Here is a 19,595-nt window from a genome sequence, read left to right as displayed (position 1 = left end):
GCTCAGGCCGCCTGCGGTGCGGGCAGGGTTTCGGGCCGCAGGCAGCCCATGTCGATGAGGCTGGCGCGCAGGCTGTCGTCCAGCGCGGTCCTGGGTTCCGGTCCGATGAGGACCTCCAGCCGGCTGTTGTCGAGCCGCATGGGCGTGTGCCAATGGGGCGCCACCTCTGCCATCTCGCGGCCAAAGCGCCAGAAGGGCGCCACCAGCTTCACCACCCACCAGGGGAAGCGCCAGACCGGGACCTTGTGGCCCACGACCCGCTGCAGGGCCTGGGCCATCTGCTGCCCGTCGGGATCGTCGTAGCCCGAGAATTGCAGCACCTCGAAATCCGATAGTCTCTCGGGCACTTCCAGCAGCCGGGCCGTGGCCTCTGCCAGGTCGGGCAGATAGGCCCATGTATGGCAGGTGCGGGCCGGATTGATGATGCGCTTCACCGGCTTGCCCTTCTGCACCATGGCCTCCGACAGCCAGCTCGAGCGCGCGTCGGGACCGTAGAAATCCCCCGCTCGCAGGATCAGCACCGGGACATTGGCCGAAGCCGCCCGCAGGCGCTCTTCCAGCTTCACCCGGATGCGCCCCTTCACCGAGCGCGGGCGTTGCGGGCTGTCGGAGCGGATCAGGCTGACCTCGGCGGGATCGAAATTGTAGATCGTGCCGGGGAGCATGATGCGGGCGCCATTGGCGCGGGCGGCGGCGATGGTGTTGTCGATCATCGGCAGCACCAGCTTGTCCCAGTTCCGGTAGTTGGGCGGGTTCACAGCGTGGACGATCAGCGCCACCCCCTCGGCGGCGCGGGCCACATCCTGTGCCTGCATCGCGTCACCTCTCAGCCAGTCGACCCCCGCAAGGCCGCGCGCGCGGGCGGTCTCGAGGTTCCTTGCCATGCCGCGAACGGTCCAGCCATGGCGCAGGAGCGCTCGGGCAATGGCGCTGCCGACACCGCCGGTGGCGCCCAGGACAAGTGCGATCTTCTTCGTCATCTTCCGATCCTTTCCGTAGGGGGTGGGCAGAGACTGCGCCCGGCCCGCATGAAAGGGAATTGCCAGAACGCCTACATTTGATAGAAAGAAAGTTATGAGCAAACCTGTCTCCTGGGAAGATCAGCGCATCTTCCTCGCCGTGCTGGAAGAGGGCAGCCTGTCAGGCGCCGCCCGTCGTCTTGGCCTGTCGCATCCCACGGTCCGCGCCCGGCTCGAAGGGCTCGAGCGGGACCTGGGCACGGTGCTTTTCACGCGGTCCGTCAATGGTCTGACCCCGACCAGCGCGGCCGAGGCCCTGCGCGCACCGGCGCGCGCCATGGCCATGGCCTCTCAGCTGTTCATCCGTCAGGCCTCGGGCCCGGCAGAGGAGGTGGCGGGAAGTGTGCGGATCAGCGTGCCGGACATGATGGGCATGGAGGTGGTTCCGCCGATGCTGGCGCGGCTGCGCAGGAAGGCTCCGGCCCTGCGCATCGAGCTGGAGCTAAGCAACCGGCCCGCCGATCTCCTGTCGCAGGAGGTCGACGTGGCGGTGCGCACCGTCGAGCCGCGGCAGGCGGCCCTGGTGGCCCGCAAGGTGGCCGAGATATCTCTGGGGTTCTTCGCCTCGCCGGATTACCTGGCACGGCGCGGCACGCCGCAGAACGCCGAGGAGCTGAAGCAGCACGACACCATCGGCCCGGACCGCAGCGCGGGCGATCTTGCCCTGGCGGCGGGGCTGGGGATGGGTGAATCGGCGGATTTCTCGCTGGTCACCGACAGCCACCCGGCGCAGCTGGCCGCCGCGCGGGCGGGCTGCGGCATCGCCGCCACCCAGGTTCCGGTCGGTGATCGGGATCCGGGCCTGGTCCGGGTGTTGCCGGGTCTCGAGCTGGCGCGGCTGCCCACCTGGATCGTCACCCATGAGAACCTGGCCAAGCTGCCCAGGGTGCGTGCCGTCTTCGATCACCTGGTGGCCGAGTATCGCCAGCTGGGCCGCAGCGCGCGCGCCGGCGGCGCAAGCAGCGATCAGGCCGGCTGACGGCTGCCCTTGTCGGCCCCGGAGTCGCCTGCGGCCTCGGCCTCGTCCCTGGTCAGGGTCGTGATCTCGCGCCGCATGGCCTGCAATTGCTCCAGCAGATCCTTGATCAGCGTGGGCGCCTCGCCATGGGGGTCGGGCAGGGATTCCAGCAGCCGGCACTGGGTGGTCATCGTCTCGCACCCGAGCGTCGAGAAGATGCCGACGAGCGAATGGAAGCTGCGGGCCAGAGCGGTGTTGTCGGCGGTCTCCGGCGTGGCGGCAAGCTGGGTCTTCAGCAGGCCGATATGACGGTCCACGTCGCGCCGGGTGGCTTGCAGCATCTTCTCGGTCAGCCCGCCGCTGAACTCTTCGTTCAGCGACACCAGCCGTGCCCGGAAGGCCGCTGAATCGACGAAATCCACCGCGCCCGAGATCTCGGCAGAGGCCTTGGCGACCTCGAGCTGACCGGGCGCCGGGGGCAGGGGCTCGGGCGCGCGCTGCGTCGGCGAGGATGTCGGCTCGATCACGGTGCCGGGCTCCGAGGAGAGCTCAGCGGGAATCCAGCGATAGAGCGCAGCGGCCAGCTGATGCGCGGTGATGGGTTTGGTCAGCACCTCGTCGAAGCCGGTCTCCAGGTAGAACTCGTGCTGATCGGCACCGGCATGGGCGGTGAGACCCAGGATGGGCAAGGGGCGGCCCCGGCTGGGCAGGGCGCGGATCTGGCGGGTGGCGCCGGTGCCGTCGAGCACCGGCATCGAGACATCCATCAGCACGATGTCGTAGTCGAAGTCGCGCACCGCCTGCACGGCCTCGGCGCCATTGACCACCAGGTCGACGTTCTGGCCCATGCGGTCCAGCATCGAGCGGATGACGAGCTGGTTGGTGCTGTTGTCCTCGGCGACGAGGATGCGCATGCGCGGCAGCTCGATCTGCTGGTCCTCGGGGTCTTCCTTGCGGTCGACGGCCTCGGTGGCCTCGACGGGCAGGTCGAGCCAGAAGCAGGAGCCCGCGTTCTCGCGGCTGGTGAAGTCCATCTTGCCGCCCATGAGCTCTGCCAGGCGCAGGCTGATCGACAGGCCCAGCCCGGTGCCCGCCATGCGGTTCGAGTAGGAGGCGCCGAGCTGTTCAAAGCGGCCGAAAACGCGCGAATGGTATTCCTCGGGGATGCCGGCGCCGGTGTCCCGCACCGAGAGCCGCAGCTCCAGCCGCTCGGGCGTGGAATTCGGGCTGGCGCCGATGGAGAGCACGACGCTGCCCTCGCTGGTGAACTTGATGGCATTGCTGATCAGGTTGGACAGGATCTGGCGCACCCGGCCCGCGTCGGCCCTGACCCAGGCGGGCAGGCCCGCGTCGATCCGGCCTTCCAGCTCGATACCCTTCTCCTGGGCCTGGCGGCCGTAGAGGTGGATGACCGAATCCACCAGCCCCTCGAGCTCGAAGTTCTCTTCCTCGATCTGCATCCGGCCCGCTTCGATCTTCGAGGCGTCCAGGATGTCGTTGAGGATGACCAGAAGGTCATTGGCGCTGCGGCGCGCGACCTTGACCTGCTCAAGGGGTTCGCCCGCGAGGTTGCCGTCCTCCAGCGCGCCCAGCATGCCCAGGACCCCGTTGAGCGGCGTGCGCAGCTCGTGGCTGATCACCGCCAGGAATTCGCTCTTCGAGCGGTTTGCCATCTGGGCCGCTTCCACGGCCTCATGCAGCTTGGCCTCCTGGGCGACCTCTTCCGAGACATCGCGGAAGACGGCACGGATGCTTTCGAGCTCGCGGTCCTCATCCAGGGTCGCCTCGAAATAGGCGCGCGCATAGAGGTTGCTGTCATCGGTACGCTTCAGCTTCAGCGTGGTGGTGTGATTGACCTTGCCGCGCCCGACGCCCTCGTCGCGCTGCTTCTCGAAGCGTTCAGAGAGCAGGCGGAAGTCATCGCGGTCGATGTAGTGGCGCAGCAGCAGGGGCGGGGCGTCGTCTGGGCGGCCCAGAAGGCGGTTCATGCCGTTCGACCAGGTGACCTTGCCCGTGGGGTGCTCCTGGCGCAGCCAGTGCAGGTCGGCCACGCGCAGGGCGGCGGCGAGGTTGTGCTCGCTTTCGGCCAGCTTGGCCTGTTGCGCCAGCTCGTCGGTCACGTCGCGGATGGTCGAGATCAGGTAGAGCGGTCTCCCGTCGCGGTCGGCCATGAGCTCGGAAACCGCAGAGATGTCGATGATGCGCCCGTCGCGGGCCCGCACCTTGTAGACGATCTCGCGCCGGGCCGGCTTGCCGGTCTTGGCGGAGGTGGCAATGGCGGTGCGTTCGCTCTCGACCACCTGGTCTTCGTATTCGGGCAGCAGCATGGCCTGGAACTCGCCCCCGGTCATGTGGCCGCCGAAGGGCAGGGCCAGCAGGCGGGCATATTCGTCGGTCCATTCCACGCGGTCCTGCTGGAAGTCCCAGCGGACGGTGCCGATGCGGGCGATGCGCTGCGATTCCTGCAGGTCCTGGGCCAGCTGGGTCATCCGGCGGCCACGGGCGCGATAGGCGCGGCCCTGGATCAACAGCGCGAGGATCGCCAGCAAGATGGCGCCAAGCTGGACCAGATGGTGCTGGTCAGTCTCGAAGATGTGCATCAGCTCCATGCGGATCTCCTCCGGCGGGGGGCGGTCGGGCAGAGCGCCGTCCCTGTGAGGGTTCCGTAAAGGTCAACGTGGCGTGGACAGGCGTCAGGCGCGATGGCTCGCTGGTCGGGAGAGAGTGTGATCCGTTGGGACTGCTCGAGCATTCCTGAGGATTCCGATCGAATGAATAACGTCAAAACTGGTTCCGCTGCACTACAACGCTTATCGGAGCGATAGGGATAAATGATGGCGATTCTAGGACCTGTGAACAGGCCTATTTACGCACTGTTAACGCAAAAGCGGGTTCTTTGCCCTTGCGGCACAGGGTCTCGGGGCGCGCGATTGGTCAGCTGCCGCGCCCTATGCGGTCGCCCCTCGGTCGGACCGGCAACCTGGGGTTGACGCAGCGTCGCGGCTCTTGCTGACGACGCGGTATTTTGCAAGTGTGACGTTACTTGGCGTCAGATGGCCGTAGGCGGAACTCTGCCAATGCCCTCGCGGCATTCCGCGAGGGCATTTCAGAATTGCTTGAACCCGCCCCTGCGGACATTAGGCTGCCGCAATTCCGTCGCGTGGCCGGGGAAGCGCCAGCGCGTCTGGCATGTGCCCGTGACGTGGAAAAGCCTTGATAAATGAGGAGAGGAAACATGAAACCCATCACCAAGCTGGCCATTGCGGCCCTGCTGTCGGGGACGGCCCTGTCGGGTGTGCAAGCTGCCACCCATCCCGAAACCGGCCAGGAACTGGCTGCCGACCAGACCTTCACCTACCGTCTGCTGGACGACGTCAGCTCCTTCGATCCGCAGATCGTTGAAGACGTGGACGGCGCAAACGTGGTGCGTGACCTCTTCGAAGGCCTGATGAACCAGGACGAAGACGGCAACCTGGTGCCCGGCGTGGCCACCGGCTACGAGCTCTCCGACGACAAGATGACCTACACCTTCACCCTGCGTGACAATGCGGTCTGGTCGAACGGTGATCCGGTTGTCGCCGGCGACTTCGTCTTCGGCTGGCGCCGTGCCGCGGATCCCGCGACCGCCTCTCCCTACCAGTGGTTCGTCGAGCTGATGTCGATCGAGAACGCCTCGGAAGTCATCGCCGGCGACCTGGCCCCGGAAGAGCTGGGCGTCTCGGCTCCCGATGACCACACCCTGGTCGTCAAGCTGACCACCCCGCTGCCCTACTTCCCGCAGATGACCACCCACTCCACCACCTTCCCGGCGCCCCAGAAGGTGATCGAGGAGTTCGGTGCAGAGTGGACCAAGCCCGAGAACATCGTCTCGAACGGTGCCTATGTGCTGACCGAGTACAAGCCCGGCGAGCGTATCGTGCGCGAGCGCAACGAGACCTATTGGGACAACGAGAACACCATCCTCGACAAGACCGTCGGCCTGATCATCAACGACGAGAACGTGGCCCTGACCCGTTACCTCGCCGGTGAACTGGACCGCACCGACGTGCCCGCAGGCCAGTACCCGCGCCTGAAGGAAGAATACCCCGACGAGGCGATCTCCTTCCCGCGCCTGTGCAACTACTACTACACCTTCAACCTGTCGGACTCGGGCCCCGAGGCCTTCAAGGATCCGATGGTGCGCAAGGCCCTGTCGCTGGCCGTCGACCGCAAGATCATCACCGAGAACGTGATGGCCGGTGGTCAGCCCGAAGCCTACAGCTTCACCCCGGAAGCCGTTGCCGGTTTCACCCCGCCGTCCTCGGACATGGTCAACATGACCCAGGCCGAGCGTGACGCGAAGGCCAAGGAACTGCTGGCCGAAGCAGGCTACGGTGCCGACAACCCGCTGTCCTTCGAGATGGTCTACAACACCTCGGAAGCCCACGAGAAGGTCGCCGTGGTTCTCAGCCAGATGTGGAAGCAGAAGCTGGGCGTCGAAGCCACCCTCGCCAACATGGAGTGGAAGGTCTTCCTCGAAGAGCGCGGCAACCAGAACTTCGACCTGGCACGTGGCGCCTGGTGTGGTGACTACAACGAGGCCTCGACCTTCCTCGACCTGATCACCACCCCCTCGGGCTACAACGACGGCAAGTTCTCGAACGCCGAGTACGATCAGCTGATCACCGACGCGAAGACCGCCGAGGACACCACGCCGCTCTACACCCGCGCGGAAGAGATCATCGCCGAGGAAACCCCGGTGATCCCGATCTACCACTACGCGGGCGTCTACATGATGGACAGCGACGTCGGCAACTGGCCCGTCGATAACGTCGAGCAGAACTGGTACTCGAAGAACCTGTACAAGCTCGCCGAGTAAACTCGTGTGTTAACCCGTTTGGCCCTCGGCTTCGTCATGCAAATGGCGCAGTCGGGGGCCATCCCAATTCCGGTACATTCCAATGCTCGCATATGTCGCGCGCCGACTGCTGGTCGCGGTTCCCACCATCCTGTTACTGGTGGTCGCCTCCTTCTTCCTGATGCACACCGCACCGGGCGGCCCCTTTACCTCTGAACGTCCGCTGCCGCCGGCCGTTCTGGCGAATATCCAGGCCCAGTACGGGCTCGACCAGCCGCTGTGGAAGCAGCTCTGGGATTATCTTTACAACATCGTGGTGCACTTCGATTTCGGTCCCTCCTTCGTGCAGAAGGATCGCAGCGTGAACGATATCATCGCCCATGGTTTCCCGATTTCGCTGACCTATGGCAGCCTGTCGTTCCTTGCCGCCTCCGTGGTCGGCATCGCGCTCGGCATTGCCGCCGCCATCCGTCACAACACCTGGATCGACTATATTGCCGTCTCGCTCGGCATTGCCGCCCAGGCCCTGCCGAACTTCATCATGGGCCCGATCCTGATCCTGACCTTCACCCTGTGGCTCGGCATCCTGCCTGGCGGCGGCTGGAATGGCGGTCAGTGGCAGTACCTGATCATGCCCGTGATCGCGCTCTCGACCTCCTACATGGGCAATATCGCCCGGATCACCCGATCCTCGATGCTGGAGATCATGAATTCCAACTTCATCCGCACCGCCCGCGCCAAGGGCCTGCCGACCCGCGCCATCATCTGGCGCCACGCGATGAAGCCGACGCTGCTGCCCGTCGTCAGCTACCTCGGTCCGGTCTTCGTCTACGTGCTGACCGGCTCGGTCTTCGTCGACATGTACTTCTCGACCGGGGGACTTGGTGCGAGCTACGTCAGCTCGGCCCTTACCCGCGACTATGCCGTCCTGCTGGGGGTCACCATCCTCTACGGCGCGCTGACCGTCATCGTGAACCTTCTGACCGACCTCGCCTATGCGTGGTTCGATCCCAAGATCCGCTACTGAGGCTGCCATGTTCGGAAAATCTGAAAAGGCGGCCGAGCTTGCCGCCGACATCACCGATTTCAACGCGATCCGGGGCCGTTCGCTGTTCCGCGACGCGATGGATCGCTTCCTTCGCAACAAGGCCGCCATGGCCTCGGTCGTGGTGCTGGCGCTGATCATCGCCTTCGTCGTCTTCGGCCCGCTCTTCGCGCAGTACAGCAACGAAGAGATCGACTGGACCCGCATGGGCGACATCAAGGGGATGGGGGCGCCCTCTCTCGAGACGGGCCACTACTTCGGCCTCGACGAGCTGGGCCGCGACCTCTTCGCGCGCACCATCCAGGCCACCCAGACCTCGCTGCTGGTCGGGCTGATCGGTGCCGGCATGGCGCTGATCGTGGGCACGGCCTGGGGCGTCATCGCCGGCTACTACGGCGGGCGGCTGGACAGTTTCATGATGCGCTTCGTCGATATCATGCTGGCGATCCCGCTGACCCTGGTGCTGATCCTGATCCTGGTCATCGCGGGCCGCAGCTTCGTGACGCTCTTCGTGGCGCTCGGCGCGGTCAGCTGGCTGACCATGAGCCGCATCGTGCGGGGCCAGACCCTGACCCTGAAGACGCGCGAGTTCATCGAGGCCGCCCGGGCTGGCGGCGTCAGCGAGACCGGCATTATCTTCCGCCACATCCTGCCGAACCTGATCGGCGTGGTGATCGTCTATGCCTCGCTGCTGGTGCCCGAGATGATCCTGGCCGAAAGCTTCATCTCGTTCCTGGGCCTCGGGATCTCGGAACCCATGACCTCGCTCGGGCGTCTGATCGCCGAGGGGGCGGGGACGATGAACTACGGCACGCTCTGGCAGCTGCTGTTCCCGCTCTTCTTCTACGTCACCATCATCATCACGATGTTCTTCATCGGCGATGGCCTGCGTGACGCACTCGACCCGAAGGACCGCTGACATGAGCATTCTTTCCGTCAAAGACCTGAAAGTCAGCTTCGACACGCCGGACGGGGCCGTGGAGGCCGTGAAGGGCGTTTCCTTCGACATCGCGGCGGGCGAATGCCTGGGCATCGTCGGCGAAAGCGGCTCGGGCAAGAGCCAGAGCTTCATGGCCGCCATGGGCCTGCTGCCGCCGAACGGGCGCGCCACGGGCTCGGTGCAGTTCCAGGACCGCGAGATCCTGAACCTGCCGCCCAGCAAGCTGAACCTGATCCGCGGCGCCGACCTGGGCATGATCTTCCAGGACCCGCTGACCGCGCTGACCCCGCATCTTCGTGTGGGCGAGCAGATGGCCGAGGTGCTGAAGATCCACAAGGGTCTGTCCGGTGCCGCGGCGCGCAAGGCCTGCCTCGACTGGCTGGAGCGCGTGCGCATCCCCGAGGCCGCACGGCGGCTGGAGCAATATCCGCACGAGCTTTCGGGTGGCATGCGCCAGCGGGTGATGATCGCCCAGGCCATGCTCTGCGAGCCGAAGCTGCTGATCGCCGACGAGCCCACCACCGCGCTGGACGTCACCGTCCAGGCCGAGGTGCTGGACCTGATGTCGGCGCTGCAGCAGGAGATGGGCACCGCCATCGCGCTGATCACCCATGACATGGGCGTCGTGGCGCGCATGTGCGACCGCATCAAGGTCATGCGGCTTGGTGAATTCGTCGAAGAGGGCGAGGCGGTCGAGATCTTCGCCAACCCCTCCCACGCCTATACCAAGCGCCTGCTCGACGCGATGCCGCGCATCGACAGCGACAGCAGCGTGAAGGCCGAAGGCTCGGGCGAGACGATCCTGGATGTCGACGACATCAAGGTGCATTTCCCGATCAAGCAGAAGGGCGGTCTCTTTGGCCGCACCGTGCCTCTGAAGGCGGTCAACGGTGTCTCCTTCGAGCTGAAGGCGGGCGAAACCCTGGGCATCGTGGGCGAATCCGGCTGCGGAAAGTCCACCCTGGCCCGCGCCGTGCTGCGTCTGGTGGAACCCACGGCGGGCGAGGTCAGCTGGCTGGGCACGCCGCTGACCGATCTCGACCGCAAGGCGCTGATCAAGGAACGCAAGGACCTGCAGATCGTCTTCCAGGACCCGCTGGCCTCGCTCGATCCGCGCATGACCATCGCGGACAGCATCGCCGAGCCGCTGAAGACCTACCGCCCCGAGATGACCAAGCGCGAGCGCCGTGACGCCGTGCTGGAAATGATGGAGCGCGTCGGGCTGGAGGCGGAGAAGTACAATCGCTATCCGCATGAGCTGTCCGGCGGTCAGAACCAGCGTGTCGGCATCGCCCGCGCCATGATCAACCGCCCCAAGCTGATCATCTGCGACGAGGCCGTCTCGGCGCTCGACGTGTCGATCCAGGCGCAGATCGTGAAGCTGCTGAAGGACCTGCAGGCCGAGTTTGGCATGTCGATGCTCTTCATCAGCCACGACCTGTCGGTGGTGCGCGAGATCTCGAACCGGATCATGGTGCTCTACCTGGGCCGGATCGTCGAGATGGGCGAGGCGAACACGATCTGCGCCGAGCCGCAGCATCCCTATTCGCGCTCGCTGATCTCTGCCGTGCCGATCCCAGATCCGGTGGCCGAGCGCGCGCGCGAGCGTCTGCGCATCCCCGGAGAGCTGCCCTCTCCGCTGGATACCAAGGCGGCGCTGCGCTTCCTGCCCTCGAAGCTAGACGCCGGAGAGCTCGACTACGTGCCGCAGCTTCGGGAAGTCGCCCCCGGTCACTACGTGGCCGAGCACGACAGCCTCGACGCCATCATGGCGCGCGGCGCCTGAGACCCGAGGGCCCCGGAGCATGCTTCGGGGCCCCTGGCCGTCGCTTTGTCGGGCAAAGCGGCCCGGCCGGATGCCTTGGCAGAGACATTCGGATTTCCTTTGCCGTGACATGCGGTTACCTGACGCCTAACCTTTGGTGAAAGCGATTCAGGAGCGCCCCATGTTCGATCTTCTCATCCGCAACGCCAATCTTCCCGACGGTACCGCAGGTGTCGATATCGCCGTGAAGGATGGCAAGATCGCCGAGGTGGCGCCCGGGATCACCGCCGAAGCCGGCGAAGTGATCGACGCGGAAGGCCAACTGATCACGCCGCCCTTCGTCGATCCGCATTTCCACATGGACGCGACCCTGTCGCTGGGTCTGCCCCGAATGAATATCTCGGGGACGCTGCTGGAAGGCATCTCCCTCTGGGGCGAGCTGCGGCCGACGCTGACCAAGGAGGCACTGATAGACCGCGCCGTGCGCTACTGTGACCTGGCGGTCTCGAAGGGCCTGCTGGCGGTGCGCAGCCATGTGGACGTGTCGGACCCCCGCCTTGTCACCGCCGAGGCGCTGCTGGAAGTGCGCGAGATCGTCGCCCCCTATATTGACCTGCAACTGGTGGCCTTCCCGCAGGACGGCTTCTACCGCTGCCCCGAGGCGGCCGAGGCGCTTGTCCGCGCGCTGGACATGGGCGTCGACATCGTCGGCGGCATCCCGCATTTCGAGCGTACCATGGAGGACGGCGCCCGCTCGGTCGAAGCGCTCTGCCGCATCGCCGCCGACCGGGGCCTGCGCGTCGACATGCATTGCGACGAGACCGACGACCCGCTGTCGCGCCATGTCGAGACCCTGGCCGCGCAGACCGTGCGCTTCGGCTTGCAGGGCAGGGTGGCCGGCAGCCACCTGACCTCGATGCATTCGATGGACAATTACTATGTCTCGAAGCTGATCCCGCTGATGGCCGAGGCCGAACTGGCCGCGATCCCCAATCCGCTGATCAACATCATGCTGCAGGGCCGCCACGATACCTACCCCAAGCGCCGCGGCCTGACCCGCATCCCCGAGCTGCTGGAGGCCGGCATCACCGTGGGCTTCGGCCAGGACTGCGTGCTGGATCCTTGGTACTCCATGGGCTCGGGCGATCTGCTGGACGTGGCGCATATGGCGCTGCATGCCACTCAGCTTGGCTCTGGCGAGGACAAGAAGCAGCTTTTCCAGATGGTTACGACCAACTCCGCGAAGATCATGGGGCTCGAGGGCTACGGCCTGGCCAAGGGCTGCAACGCCGACCTGGTGCTGCTGCAGGCCCGCGACGCCGCCGAGGCGATCCGCCTGCGCCCGAACCGTCTGAAGGTCTGGCGCCGTGGCAAGCTGGTGTCGGAGACCGCGCCCGAGGTCTCGCGGCTGTCGCTTGCGGGGCGGCCCGGAACGGTCAACCCCGCCGACTACGCGCCGCAACATGCAACTTGACCAGATGGTCAGATATTTGCCCAATTACAGGGCAGAGCCTCGGGGGAGTGTCGGAGCGCGGGCGTATGGAAAGCGCTGGCGCTTGACTTGCACCGGCCCGCGTAGCCGACATGGAGGCATGGCCGCACCGGCCCACGAAACACCCCGGACAACCCGGAACGACAAGGGAGACTTCCTGTGACGAAACTTCTCATCAACCGCCGCCGCCTGCTTGGCACCGGCGCCGCGCTTGGCGCCTCGACCCTCTTCGCCCCCTCGATCCTGCGTGCGCAAGGCGCGCCTGTGAAGGTCGCGGGCATCCACGCCAGCCCGGTCGAAAACGCCTGGAACTCGGTCCTGCACGCCGCCATGGTCGCAGCCGACGAGGAAGGCGTGATCGAATACACCTTCTCGGAAGGCGTCTCGGGCACCGATTACCCGCGCGCCATGCGTGAATATGCCGAAGCCGGCAACGTGCTGATCGTCGGCGAAGCCTATGCGGTCGAGCGCGAGGCGCGCACCGTGGCGGGCGACTATCCCGACACCTCCTTCCTGCTGGGCTCTTCCGGCGAGGCGGCAGGCGACAACTTTGGCGTCTTCGGCACCTGGAACTGGGAAGCGGCCTACCTTGCCGGCATGCTGGCCGGCGCCATGACCGAAACCGGCGTGGTCGGCTCGGTCGGGGCGATCCCGATCCCCGAGGTCAACATGCTGATCAACGGCTTCGCCGATGGCGTGAAGTCGGTGAACCCCGAGGCCAAGCACCTGACCAGCTTCATCGGCACCTTCTTCGATCCGCCCAAGGCCCGCGAAGCTGGCCTGGCGCTGATCGACTCGGGTGCGGATATCCTCTTCGGCGAGCGTATCGGCACCGCCGACGCGGCGCAGGAGCGAGGCATCAAGGCCATCGGTTCGATGATCGACTACACGCCGCGATACCCCGAGACCGTCTTTGCCAATGCGCTGTGGTCCTTCCGTCCGCTGCTGGATGCCGCGCTGGCCGATGCCACCGCAGGCAACCCCACGGGCAAGAACTACACCCCGCTCAGCCTGATGAAGGACGGCGGCAACGACATCAACTATGTCGAAGGCGTTGCGCCCGAGGCGGCCGTGAAGGCCATGCTGGAAACCCGCGAAGCCATCATCGCGGGTGAATTCGAGGTGCCGCGCAACTTCGACGAGCCCGAGTAAGCTGCTCTGACGCTTGTGAAATCCTGTCCCGCCCGGTAATCGGGCGGGACTTTCTGTATCTCCTTTCGGGACCGCGCCCCGTGCCTGACAGCCCCGCCGCCCTCGCCATGCCTGATGATGCCACCGGCCTCGCCGCCGCGCTGGCCGCAGGCGCGATCTCGCCCGCCGGAGCCATGTCGCAGGCCCGTGCCCGTGCCCGTGCCTGCGCCGACCTGGGCGCTGTCTGCTGGCTGAGCGAGGCCGAACCTGCAGCGGCCGAGGCCGGCCCCTTCGCGGGGGTCCCCCTGCTGGTCAAGGACCTGGGCGGCCCCTTCGCCGGTATCCCCATGCGGGCCGGGTCCGCCGCGCTGGCGCGCAAGAAGGGCGCAGCCGACAGCGATCTGGCGCAGCGCTTCCGGGCCGCCGGGTTCCGCCCCTTCGGCGCGACGACGGTGCCGGAGTTCGGCCTGTCGCTCTCCTCTGAACCTGCCGTCGGTCCGATCTGCCGCAATCCCCTGAACCCCGCGCTCTCTGCGGGCGGCTCGTCTGGTGGCTCTGCGGCTGCCGTGGCGGCGGGGATCGTGCCGCTGGCCCATGCGACGGATGCGGGGGGCTCGATCCGGGTGCCCGCGGCGGCCTGCGGGCTGGTCGGGCTGAAGCCTTCGCGCGGGGCCATTCCGGGCGGGCCGGGCTTCGGCAACCACCTGGGCGGCATCGCCACCGAGTTCGCCGTGACCCGCAGCATCCGCGATGCGCAGGCGCTCTGGCCCTGCCTGACGGGACATGCGCGCGGACCTTTCCCGGACCCGGCGCAGCTGCCTGCCGAGGGAGCTTTTACCATCGGCCTCGTCACCGGCGATGCAAAGATCGCGCCCGAGCGGGCCGAGGCCGTCGAGGCCGCCGCGCGGGTGCTTGAGACCCTCGGTCATCGTATCGTCCAGATCGACGCGCAGGCGCTGGCGCCTCTCCGCAAGACCTGCGCCCGCGCCTTCGATCGCATCGTCTCGGCCAACCTGGCCACGCTGGTTCACGCCGGTCTGGACCCCGCGCAGTTCGAGCCGCTGACCCGCGCCTTCGCGGAACGCGGCGCGGCGCTTGCCGCCGTGGACCTGTGGCAGGCGACCGAGGCCGGGGCAGGGGCGGCCCATGCGCTCTGGCAGATCTTCGAGAGCTGCGACGTGCTGCTGACCCCCATGCTCTCGACCGCGCCGCCGCCGCTCGGCAGCTTCCCCACGGACCACGCCGAGCCCGAGACCCAGCTGGCCCGCATGGACGCGCTCGCGCCCTATGCGGCCCTGGCCAACATCACCGGCGCCCCGGCGCTGACGCTGCCTTTCGGTGCCCATGAGGGGCTGCCGCTTCCCGTCCAGCTCATCGCGCCCATGGGCGGCGATCTGCGCCTGCTGACGCTTGGTGCGGCCCTTGAGGCCGAGCACCGCTGGACCCACCCCATTCCACTCTTCGGAGGCCAAGCATGACCCGCGTCCTTGAACTTGACGGGATCACCAAGCGCTTCGGCGCCGTCACCGCGAACGAGGATGTCTCGCTGCATCTCGACCGTGGCGAAATCGTTGCCCTGCTGGGGGAAAACGGCGCCGGGAAGACGACGCTGATGTCGATCCTCTTCGGCCATTACACTGCCGATGAGGGCACGGTGAAGGTCGAGGGGGCCGAGCTGCCGCCCGGCAAGTCCCGTGCCGCGATCAAGGCGGGCGTCGGCATGGTGCATCAGCATTTCGCGCTGGCCCCGAACCTGACGGTGCTCGACAACGTGATGACGGGAACCGAGAGCCTGTGGAAGCTGCGCTCGGACCGGCGTGCGGGGCGCAAGCGCCTGGTCGAGCTGTCCGAACGCTTTGGCCTGAAGGTCGATCCGGACGCCCGCGTCTCGGATCTCTCCGTCGGTGAATGCCAGCGGGTCGAGATCCTGAAGGCGCTCTACAATGACGCCCGCATCCTGATCCTCGATGAACCCACGGCGGTGCTGACTGCGCAAGAGGCCGAGGGCCTCTTTGCCACGCTGAAGGACATGGCCGCCAAGGGGCTTTCGCTGATCTTCATCTCTCACAAGCTAGGAGAGGTCATGTCGGCCTCGGACCGGGTCGTGGTCTTGCGGCGCGGCAAGGTAGTGGCCGAACGGCGGACGGCCGAGACCTCGAAAGAGGAACTGGCCGAGCTGATGGTGGGCCGTGCCGTGAAACGTCCCGAGCGGCCCCCGGCGACGCCCGGTGCGGTGCTGCTTGAGGCTGTCGATCTCAGCCTCGGCGGGCGCGGCGGGGCCTCGCTGAAATCCGTCAACTTCCGCCTGCATGCCAATGAGACCCTGGGCGTGATCGGCGTGTCGGGCAACGGCCAGACGACGCTGGCAGGCGTGGTCTCGGGCCTGCATGCCCCGGACGCCGGCGCGCTGCTGGTCGAGGGGCAGGAGGTGACCCGCTTCGACGTGCCCCATGCCATCGCTTCGGGCATCGGACGCATCCCCGAGGATCGCAATGCGGAAGGCTCCATCGGCGACATGGCGACCTGGGAAAACGCGGTGCTGGAGCGGATCTGGTCGCCCGAATTCTCGAAGGGCGGCGTGGTGAAACGGGGCGCGGCGCGGGCGGAAACGCAAGCTATCATAGACACCTACGACGTGAGGGGCGCCAGCATAGACGGCCGTATCCGGCTCTTGTCTGGGGGCAACATGCAAAAGCTGATCCTGGGCCGGGTGCTGAACGCGGGGCCGAAGATCCTGGTGGCGGCGCAGCCCAGCCGGGGGCTGGACGAGGGCGCCATCGCGGGCGTTCATGAGCGCCTCCTCGAGGCCCGTGGCCGGGGGGCTGGCGTGCTGCTGATCTCTGAGGACCTGGACGAGGTCATGGCGCTGTCGGATCGGATCTGCGCCATCGTGAACGGGCGGCTGTCGCCCGCGATCCCGGCCGAGAAGGCCAATTCCCAGCTTCTGGGGCTGATGATGGCGGGCGACTGGTCCGCCGCCGAGAAGATCGAGGGCGACAATGCGCTTTGAGAGACGAGACCACCCCTCCCGCGGGTTGACCCTGGCCGCGCCGCTGGTGGCGATCCTGGCCGCGCTTCTGGGCGCAGGCGTGCTGATTGCCATCGCGGGCGCCAACCCGCTTGAGGCCTACCGGCTGATCCTGAAGGGCGCGCTTGGATCGCGCCTTGGCTTCTCGGAGATGCTGACACGGGCGACACCGCTGATCCTGACGGGCCTGGCCGCCGCCGTGGCCTTCCGCGCGCGGCTCTGGAACATCGGCGGCGAGGGGCAGTTCTACATGGGCGCCCTGGCCGTGGCGGCCTTCGGCATGATCCCGGCGATCGCCGCTCTGCCCGCGCCGCTGGCCATCCTGTTCTGCCTCATCGCCGGGGCCGTGGCGGGGATGGTGCTGCTGCTGCTGCCACTCGGTCTGCGGCTGAAATTCGGCGTCGACGAGGTGGTCACCACGCTGCTTCTCAACTTCGTCGCCGTGCTCTTCGTCTCGCTGATGATCGAGGGACCGATGAAGGACCCGCTGGCCTTCGGCTGGCCGCAATCGGTGCCGGTGCCCGACAGCGCCTTGCTGCCGAAGCTGCTAGAGCGCACCCGCCTGCACGCCGGTCTCGTCATCGCCGTCGTGATGGCGGTGACGGTCTGGTGGATCCAGTCGCGCACGGTCTTCGGCATGCGCGCCCGCGCCGCCGGTCTGAACCCGCGCGCCGCCTCTTTCGCCGGTGTGCCGCTTGGCCGGACGCTGATCATGGTGGCCTGCCTCTCGGGCGGGATGGCGGGTCTTGCCGGCGCCATCGAGGTCATGGGGGTGAAGGGCTACGTCAGCACCGATCTCTCGCCGAACTATGGCTACTCGGGCATCATCATCGCCATGCTGGCCAATCTCTCGGCCCTCGGCGTGATCGCCGCCGCGCTCTTCTCGGCGGTGATGTTCGTCGGCGCCGACAGCATGTCGCGCGCCCTGGGCATCCCCAGCTATATCGCCGATGTCACCGTCGCCCTGTCGCTGCTGACCATGTTGGTGGCGATCTTCCTGACCCAGTACAGGATCCGCAAATGAGCACTCTTCTCGATATCCTCTCTTCCATCGGCATGTGGGAAGCGGTGCTGCGCATCGCCACGCCGCTGATCTTCGGTACCCTCGGCGTGCTGCTTTGCGAACGGGTCGGCGTGCTGAACCTCGGCATCGAGGGCATCATGACCTTCGGCGCCATGGTCGGCTGGCTGACGGTCTACTCTGGCGGAGACCTCTGGACCGGCATGCTGGCCGCCGCCGCCGCCGGGGCGCTCTTCGGCCTGCTGCATGCGCTGATGACGGTGCCGCTTGGCCTCAGCCAGCATGTCACCGGTCTGGGCATCACGCTCTTCGCCTCGAGCCTGTCCTATTACATCTTCCGCCTGGCGGTGCCGACGGCCTCGTCCCCGCCCACGGTCGAGCCCTTCCGGCCGATCGAGATCCCCGGCCTGTCGGATATCCCCTTCGTGGGGCAGGTGCTCTTCAGCCAGACCCCGCCCACCTACCTGGCGCTCGCGCTGGTGGTGCTGCTGGCCTGGGGGCTTTACCGAACGCCGCTTGGCCTGGCCCTGCGGATGACCGGAGAGAACCCCCATGCCGCCGACGCCCAGGGCATCGACCCGATCCTGCTGCGTATCGGCGCGATCATGGGCGGCTCGGCACTGATGGCCATGGGCGGAGCCTTCCTGACGCTGGCGGCCTTCAACAGCTTCTTCCCGACCATGGTGCAGGGCCGGGGCTGGATCTGCGTTGCGCTGGTGGTCTTTGCCTCGTGGAAGCCCGCGCGGGCGCTTCTGGGCGCGCTGCTCTTCGCCTTCTTCGACGCCTTCCAGCTGCGGCTGCAGACGGTGGTTGATGGGGTGCCCTACCAGCTCTTCCTGATGCTGCCCTACCTGCTGTCGATCCTGGCGCTGATCCTCATGGCGCGCCGGGCGCGGGTGCCCCAGGCGCTGATGCAGCCATACCGGCGGGGCGAGCGCTAGGTCCCCAACCAAGCCCCGCGGCGCCTGTCCCGGCGCCGCGTCAGGGACCCAGGCTGGCCCGGCCAGACACCAGCGCCAGTCATCCGGGCAGGCATCGGGGCAGCGCTGCGACCCAAGTCTGGCTTTGCTCACCCCCTCTCACCCTCTAGAGTGGCGACGCTGACCGGCGTCAATCGCGGCTCGTTTCCGGGCCCGATTCCACCGTTTCTGCGGCGCAGAAAGCGGGCTCCTCCCCGAGTCCTCACGCGGGCGTGAATTTCTAAGTATCTGAAATCGCGTGATTAACTTACGGCTTTACAGAATCAAATAAGTCATACTTAATGATTTTCACGAACATGCTTTGTTCGAAGGGAGGAAATCATGAAACTTAGAACCACGCTCCTTGCGAGCGCCGTATCGCTTTTGCCTGTCGCCGGGATGGCGGCTGACATGACCATCGGCTTTTCCCAGATCGGATCGGAATCCGGCTGGCGTGCTGCCGAGACCACGGTCACCAAGCAGGAAGCGGAATCCCGTGGCATCGACCTGAAATTCGCCGATGCCCAGCAGAAGCAGGAAAACCAGATCAAGGCCCTGCGCAGCTTCATCGCCCAGGGCGTTGACGCGATCCTGCTGGCTCCGGTCGTCGCTACCGGCTGGGACCAGGTCCTGGAAGAAGCCCAGGATGCCGAGATCCCCGTCGTGCTGCTCGACCGGACGGTCGATGCCGCAGATGACCTGTACCTGACCGCCGTCACCTCTGACCTCGTTCACGAGGGCAGCGTTGCCGGTCAGTGGCTGGTCGATGAGGTGGCTGGGGAGGACTGCCGCATCGTCGAGCTTCAGGGCACAACCGGCTCGTCGCCGGCCATCGACCGCAAGACCGGTTTCGAGAACGCCATCAGCGGCCACGACAACCTTGAAATCGTCCGCAGCCAGACCGGCGATTTCACCCGGTCCCAAGGCAAGGTCGTCATGGAGAGCTTCCTGAAGGCCGAGGGCGGAGAGAACATCTGCGCGCTCTATGCCCATAACGACGACATGGCCGTCGGTGCGATCCAGGCGATCAAGGAAGCCGGTCTGAACCCCGGTGAGGACATCCTGATCGTCGCCATCGACGCCGTGCCGGATGCGCACCTGGCCATTGCCCAGGGCGAGATGAACGCCACGATCGAGCTGACGCCGAACATGGCGGGCCCGGCCCTGGACGCCCTGGAAGCCTACTTCGCCGATGGCACCATGCCGCCGAAGTGGATTCAGACCGAAAGCAAGCTCTATACTGCCGATGACGACAACCAGGCAGTCTACGAGATGAAAAAGGATCTGGGCTACTGATCCCCGGCGGGTCCCGGAGGAAGGGCTCCGGGACCTGACGGTAGCTGCCCGGCAGGTCATGATGTCGGGCAGCTTTTTCACCCTCGGGCGGCCCAACACGAGTT

At 66.5% G+C, this 19,595-nt stretch carries 14 protein-coding genes; 12 read left to right on the top strand and 2 right to left on the bottom strand.

Features of this window, described 5'->3' with window-relative positions; all coding sequences use genetic code 11:
- Positions 1-2 precede the first annotated feature (2 nt).
- On the bottom strand, positions 3-980 hold the full coding sequence (locus tag CRO50_RS14975; protein WP_097146741.1) for an NAD-dependent epimerase/dehydratase family protein: 978 nt from the start codon (positions 978-980) through the stop codon (positions 3-5).
- A 94-nt stretch (positions 981-1,074) separates the two neighbouring features.
- Between CRO50_RS14975 and CRO50_RS14970 the strand changes: the two genes are divergently transcribed.
- Positions 1,075-1,998, top strand: coding sequence for a LysR family transcriptional regulator (locus CRO50_RS14970; RefSeq protein ID WP_097146740.1), 924 nt, complete (start codon positions 1,075-1,077; stop codon positions 1,996-1,998).
- Here the strand turns inward: CRO50_RS14970 and CRO50_RS14965 are convergent.
- Positions 1,986-4,586, bottom strand: a complete 2,601-nt coding sequence (locus CRO50_RS14965; RefSeq protein ID WP_097146739.1) for an ATP-binding protein — start codon at positions 4,584-4,586, stop codon at positions 1,986-1,988. The genes CRO50_RS14970 and CRO50_RS14965 overlap by 13 nt on opposite strands.
- Positions 4,587-5,212: 626 nt before the next feature.
- On the opposite strand from CRO50_RS14965, the gene CRO50_RS14960 reads away from it, so the two are divergent.
- The 11 genes from CRO50_RS14960 (at position 5,213) to ytfQ (ending at position 19,491) form a co-directional block, all read left to right on the top strand.
- Entirely contained in the window at positions 5,213-6,835 is a 1,623-nt protein-coding gene (locus CRO50_RS14960; protein ID WP_097146738.1) for a peptide ABC transporter substrate-binding protein, read from the top strand.
- Between the two features lie 82 nt (positions 6,836-6,917).
- Positions 6,918-7,841 carry an ABC transporter permease subunit gene (locus CRO50_RS14955; protein ID WP_097146737.1) on the top strand — a complete coding sequence of 308 codons (924 nt, stop codon included), beginning with the start codon at positions 6,918-6,920 and terminating at the stop codon, positions 7,839-7,841.
- Between the two features lie 7 nt (positions 7,842-7,848).
- Positions 7,849-8,778, top strand: a complete 930-nt coding sequence (locus CRO50_RS14950) for an ABC transporter permease (RefSeq protein WP_097146736.1) — start codon at positions 7,849-7,851, stop codon at positions 8,776-8,778.
- A 1-nt stretch (position 8,779) separates the two neighbouring features.
- On the top strand, positions 8,780-10,585 hold the full coding sequence (locus tag CRO50_RS14945) for an ABC transporter ATP-binding protein (RefSeq protein WP_232617799.1): 1,806 nt from the start codon (positions 8,780-8,782) through the stop codon (positions 10,583-10,585).
- 160 nt (positions 10,586-10,745) lie between these two features.
- Complete coding sequence (locus tag CRO50_RS14940; protein ID WP_097146734.1) at positions 10,746-12,038, top strand: amidohydrolase family protein; 1,293 nt, start codon at positions 10,746-10,748, stop codon at positions 12,036-12,038.
- 177 nt (positions 12,039-12,215) lie between these two features.
- Positions 12,216-13,208 carry a BMP family protein gene (locus tag CRO50_RS14935; protein WP_097146733.1) on the top strand — a complete coding sequence of 331 codons (993 nt, stop codon included), beginning with the start codon at positions 12,216-12,218 and terminating at the stop codon, positions 13,206-13,208.
- Between the two features lie 80 nt (positions 13,209-13,288).
- Positions 13,289-14,665 (top strand): amidase, encoded by a 1,377-nt coding sequence (locus CRO50_RS14930; protein WP_232617798.1) that lies wholly within the window; start codon positions 13,289-13,291, stop codon positions 14,663-14,665.
- Positions 14,662-16,197, top strand: a complete 1,536-nt coding sequence (locus tag CRO50_RS14925) for an ABC transporter ATP-binding protein (RefSeq protein ID WP_097146731.1) — start codon at positions 14,662-14,664, stop codon at positions 16,195-16,197. Before CRO50_RS14930 ends, CRO50_RS14925 begins: the two co-directional genes overlap by 4 nt.
- Complete coding sequence (locus CRO50_RS14920; protein ID WP_097146730.1) at positions 16,187-17,239, top strand: ABC transporter permease; 1,053 nt, start codon at positions 16,187-16,189, stop codon at positions 17,237-17,239. Before CRO50_RS14925 ends, CRO50_RS14920 begins: the two co-directional genes overlap by 11 nt.
- Positions 17,236-18,177: an ABC transporter permease gene (locus CRO50_RS14915; RefSeq protein ID WP_097146729.1), complete on the top strand. Its 942-nt coding sequence runs from the start codon at positions 17,236-17,238 to the stop codon at positions 18,175-18,177. The genes CRO50_RS14920 and CRO50_RS14915 overlap by 4 nt, the downstream gene beginning before the upstream one ends.
- A gap of 360 nt (positions 18,178-18,537) precedes the next feature.
- A complete protein-coding gene (gene ytfQ / locus CRO50_RS14910; protein WP_097146728.1) occupies positions 18,538-19,491 on the top strand; it encodes a galactofuranose ABC transporter, galactofuranose-binding protein YtfQ in 954 nt (317 codons plus the stop codon).
- Positions 19,492-19,595 lie beyond the last annotated feature (104 nt).

The sequence above is a fragment of the Pseudooceanicola antarcticus genome, from assembly GCF_900215355.1.
In the GTDB taxonomy this organism is placed as follows: Bacteria; Pseudomonadota; Alphaproteobacteria; order Rhodobacterales; family Rhodobacteraceae; genus Pseudooceanicola; species Pseudooceanicola antarcticus.
Note: the sequence above shows the minus strand (reverse complement) of the source record. Positions and strands in the feature narration are given on the sequence as shown.

What these genes read in the sequence shown, in the direction of transcription:
- CRO50_RS14950 (WP_097146736.1), top strand. Translation starts at nt 7,849, where the DNA reads ATGTTCGGAAAATCTGAAAAGGCGGCCGAGCTTGCCGCCGACATCACC.
- CRO50_RS14925 (WP_097146731.1), top strand. Translation starts at nt 14,662, where the DNA reads ATGACCCGCGTCCTTGAACTTGACGGGATCACCAAGCGCTTCGGCGCC.
- CRO50_RS14940 (WP_097146734.1), top strand. Translation starts at nt 10,746, where the DNA reads ATGTTCGATCTTCTCATCCGCAACGCCAATCTTCCCGACGGTACCGCA.
- CRO50_RS14920 (WP_097146730.1), top strand. Translation starts at nt 16,187, where the DNA reads ATGCGCTTTGAGAGACGAGACCACCCCTCCCGCGGGTTGACCCTGGCC.
- CRO50_RS14945 (WP_232617799.1), top strand. Translation starts at nt 8,780, where the DNA reads ATGAGCATTCTTTCCGTCAAAGACCTGAAAGTCAGCTTCGACACGCCG.
- CRO50_RS14970 (WP_097146740.1), top strand. Translation starts at nt 1,075, where the DNA reads ATGAGCAAACCTGTCTCCTGGGAAGATCAGCGCATCTTCCTCGCCGTG.
- CRO50_RS14960 (WP_097146738.1), top strand. Translation starts at nt 5,213, where the DNA reads ATGAAACCCATCACCAAGCTGGCCATTGCGGCCCTGCTGTCGGGGACG.
- CRO50_RS14915 (WP_097146729.1), top strand. Translation starts at nt 17,236, where the DNA reads ATGAGCACTCTTCTCGATATCCTCTCTTCCATCGGCATGTGGGAAGCG.
- CRO50_RS14975 (WP_097146741.1), bottom strand. Translation starts at nt 980, where the DNA reads ATGACGAAGAAGATCGCACTTGTCCTGGGCGCCACCGGCGGTGTCGGC.
- CRO50_RS14955 (WP_097146737.1), top strand. Translation starts at nt 6,918, where the DNA reads ATGCTCGCATATGTCGCGCGCCGACTGCTGGTCGCGGTTCCCACCATC.
- CRO50_RS14965 (WP_097146739.1), bottom strand. Translation starts at nt 4,586, where the DNA reads ATGGAGCTGATGCACATCTTCGAGACTGACCAGCACCATCTGGTCCAG.
- ytfQ (WP_097146728.1), top strand. Translation starts at nt 18,538, where the DNA reads ATGAAACTTAGAACCACGCTCCTTGCGAGCGCCGTATCGCTTTTGCCT.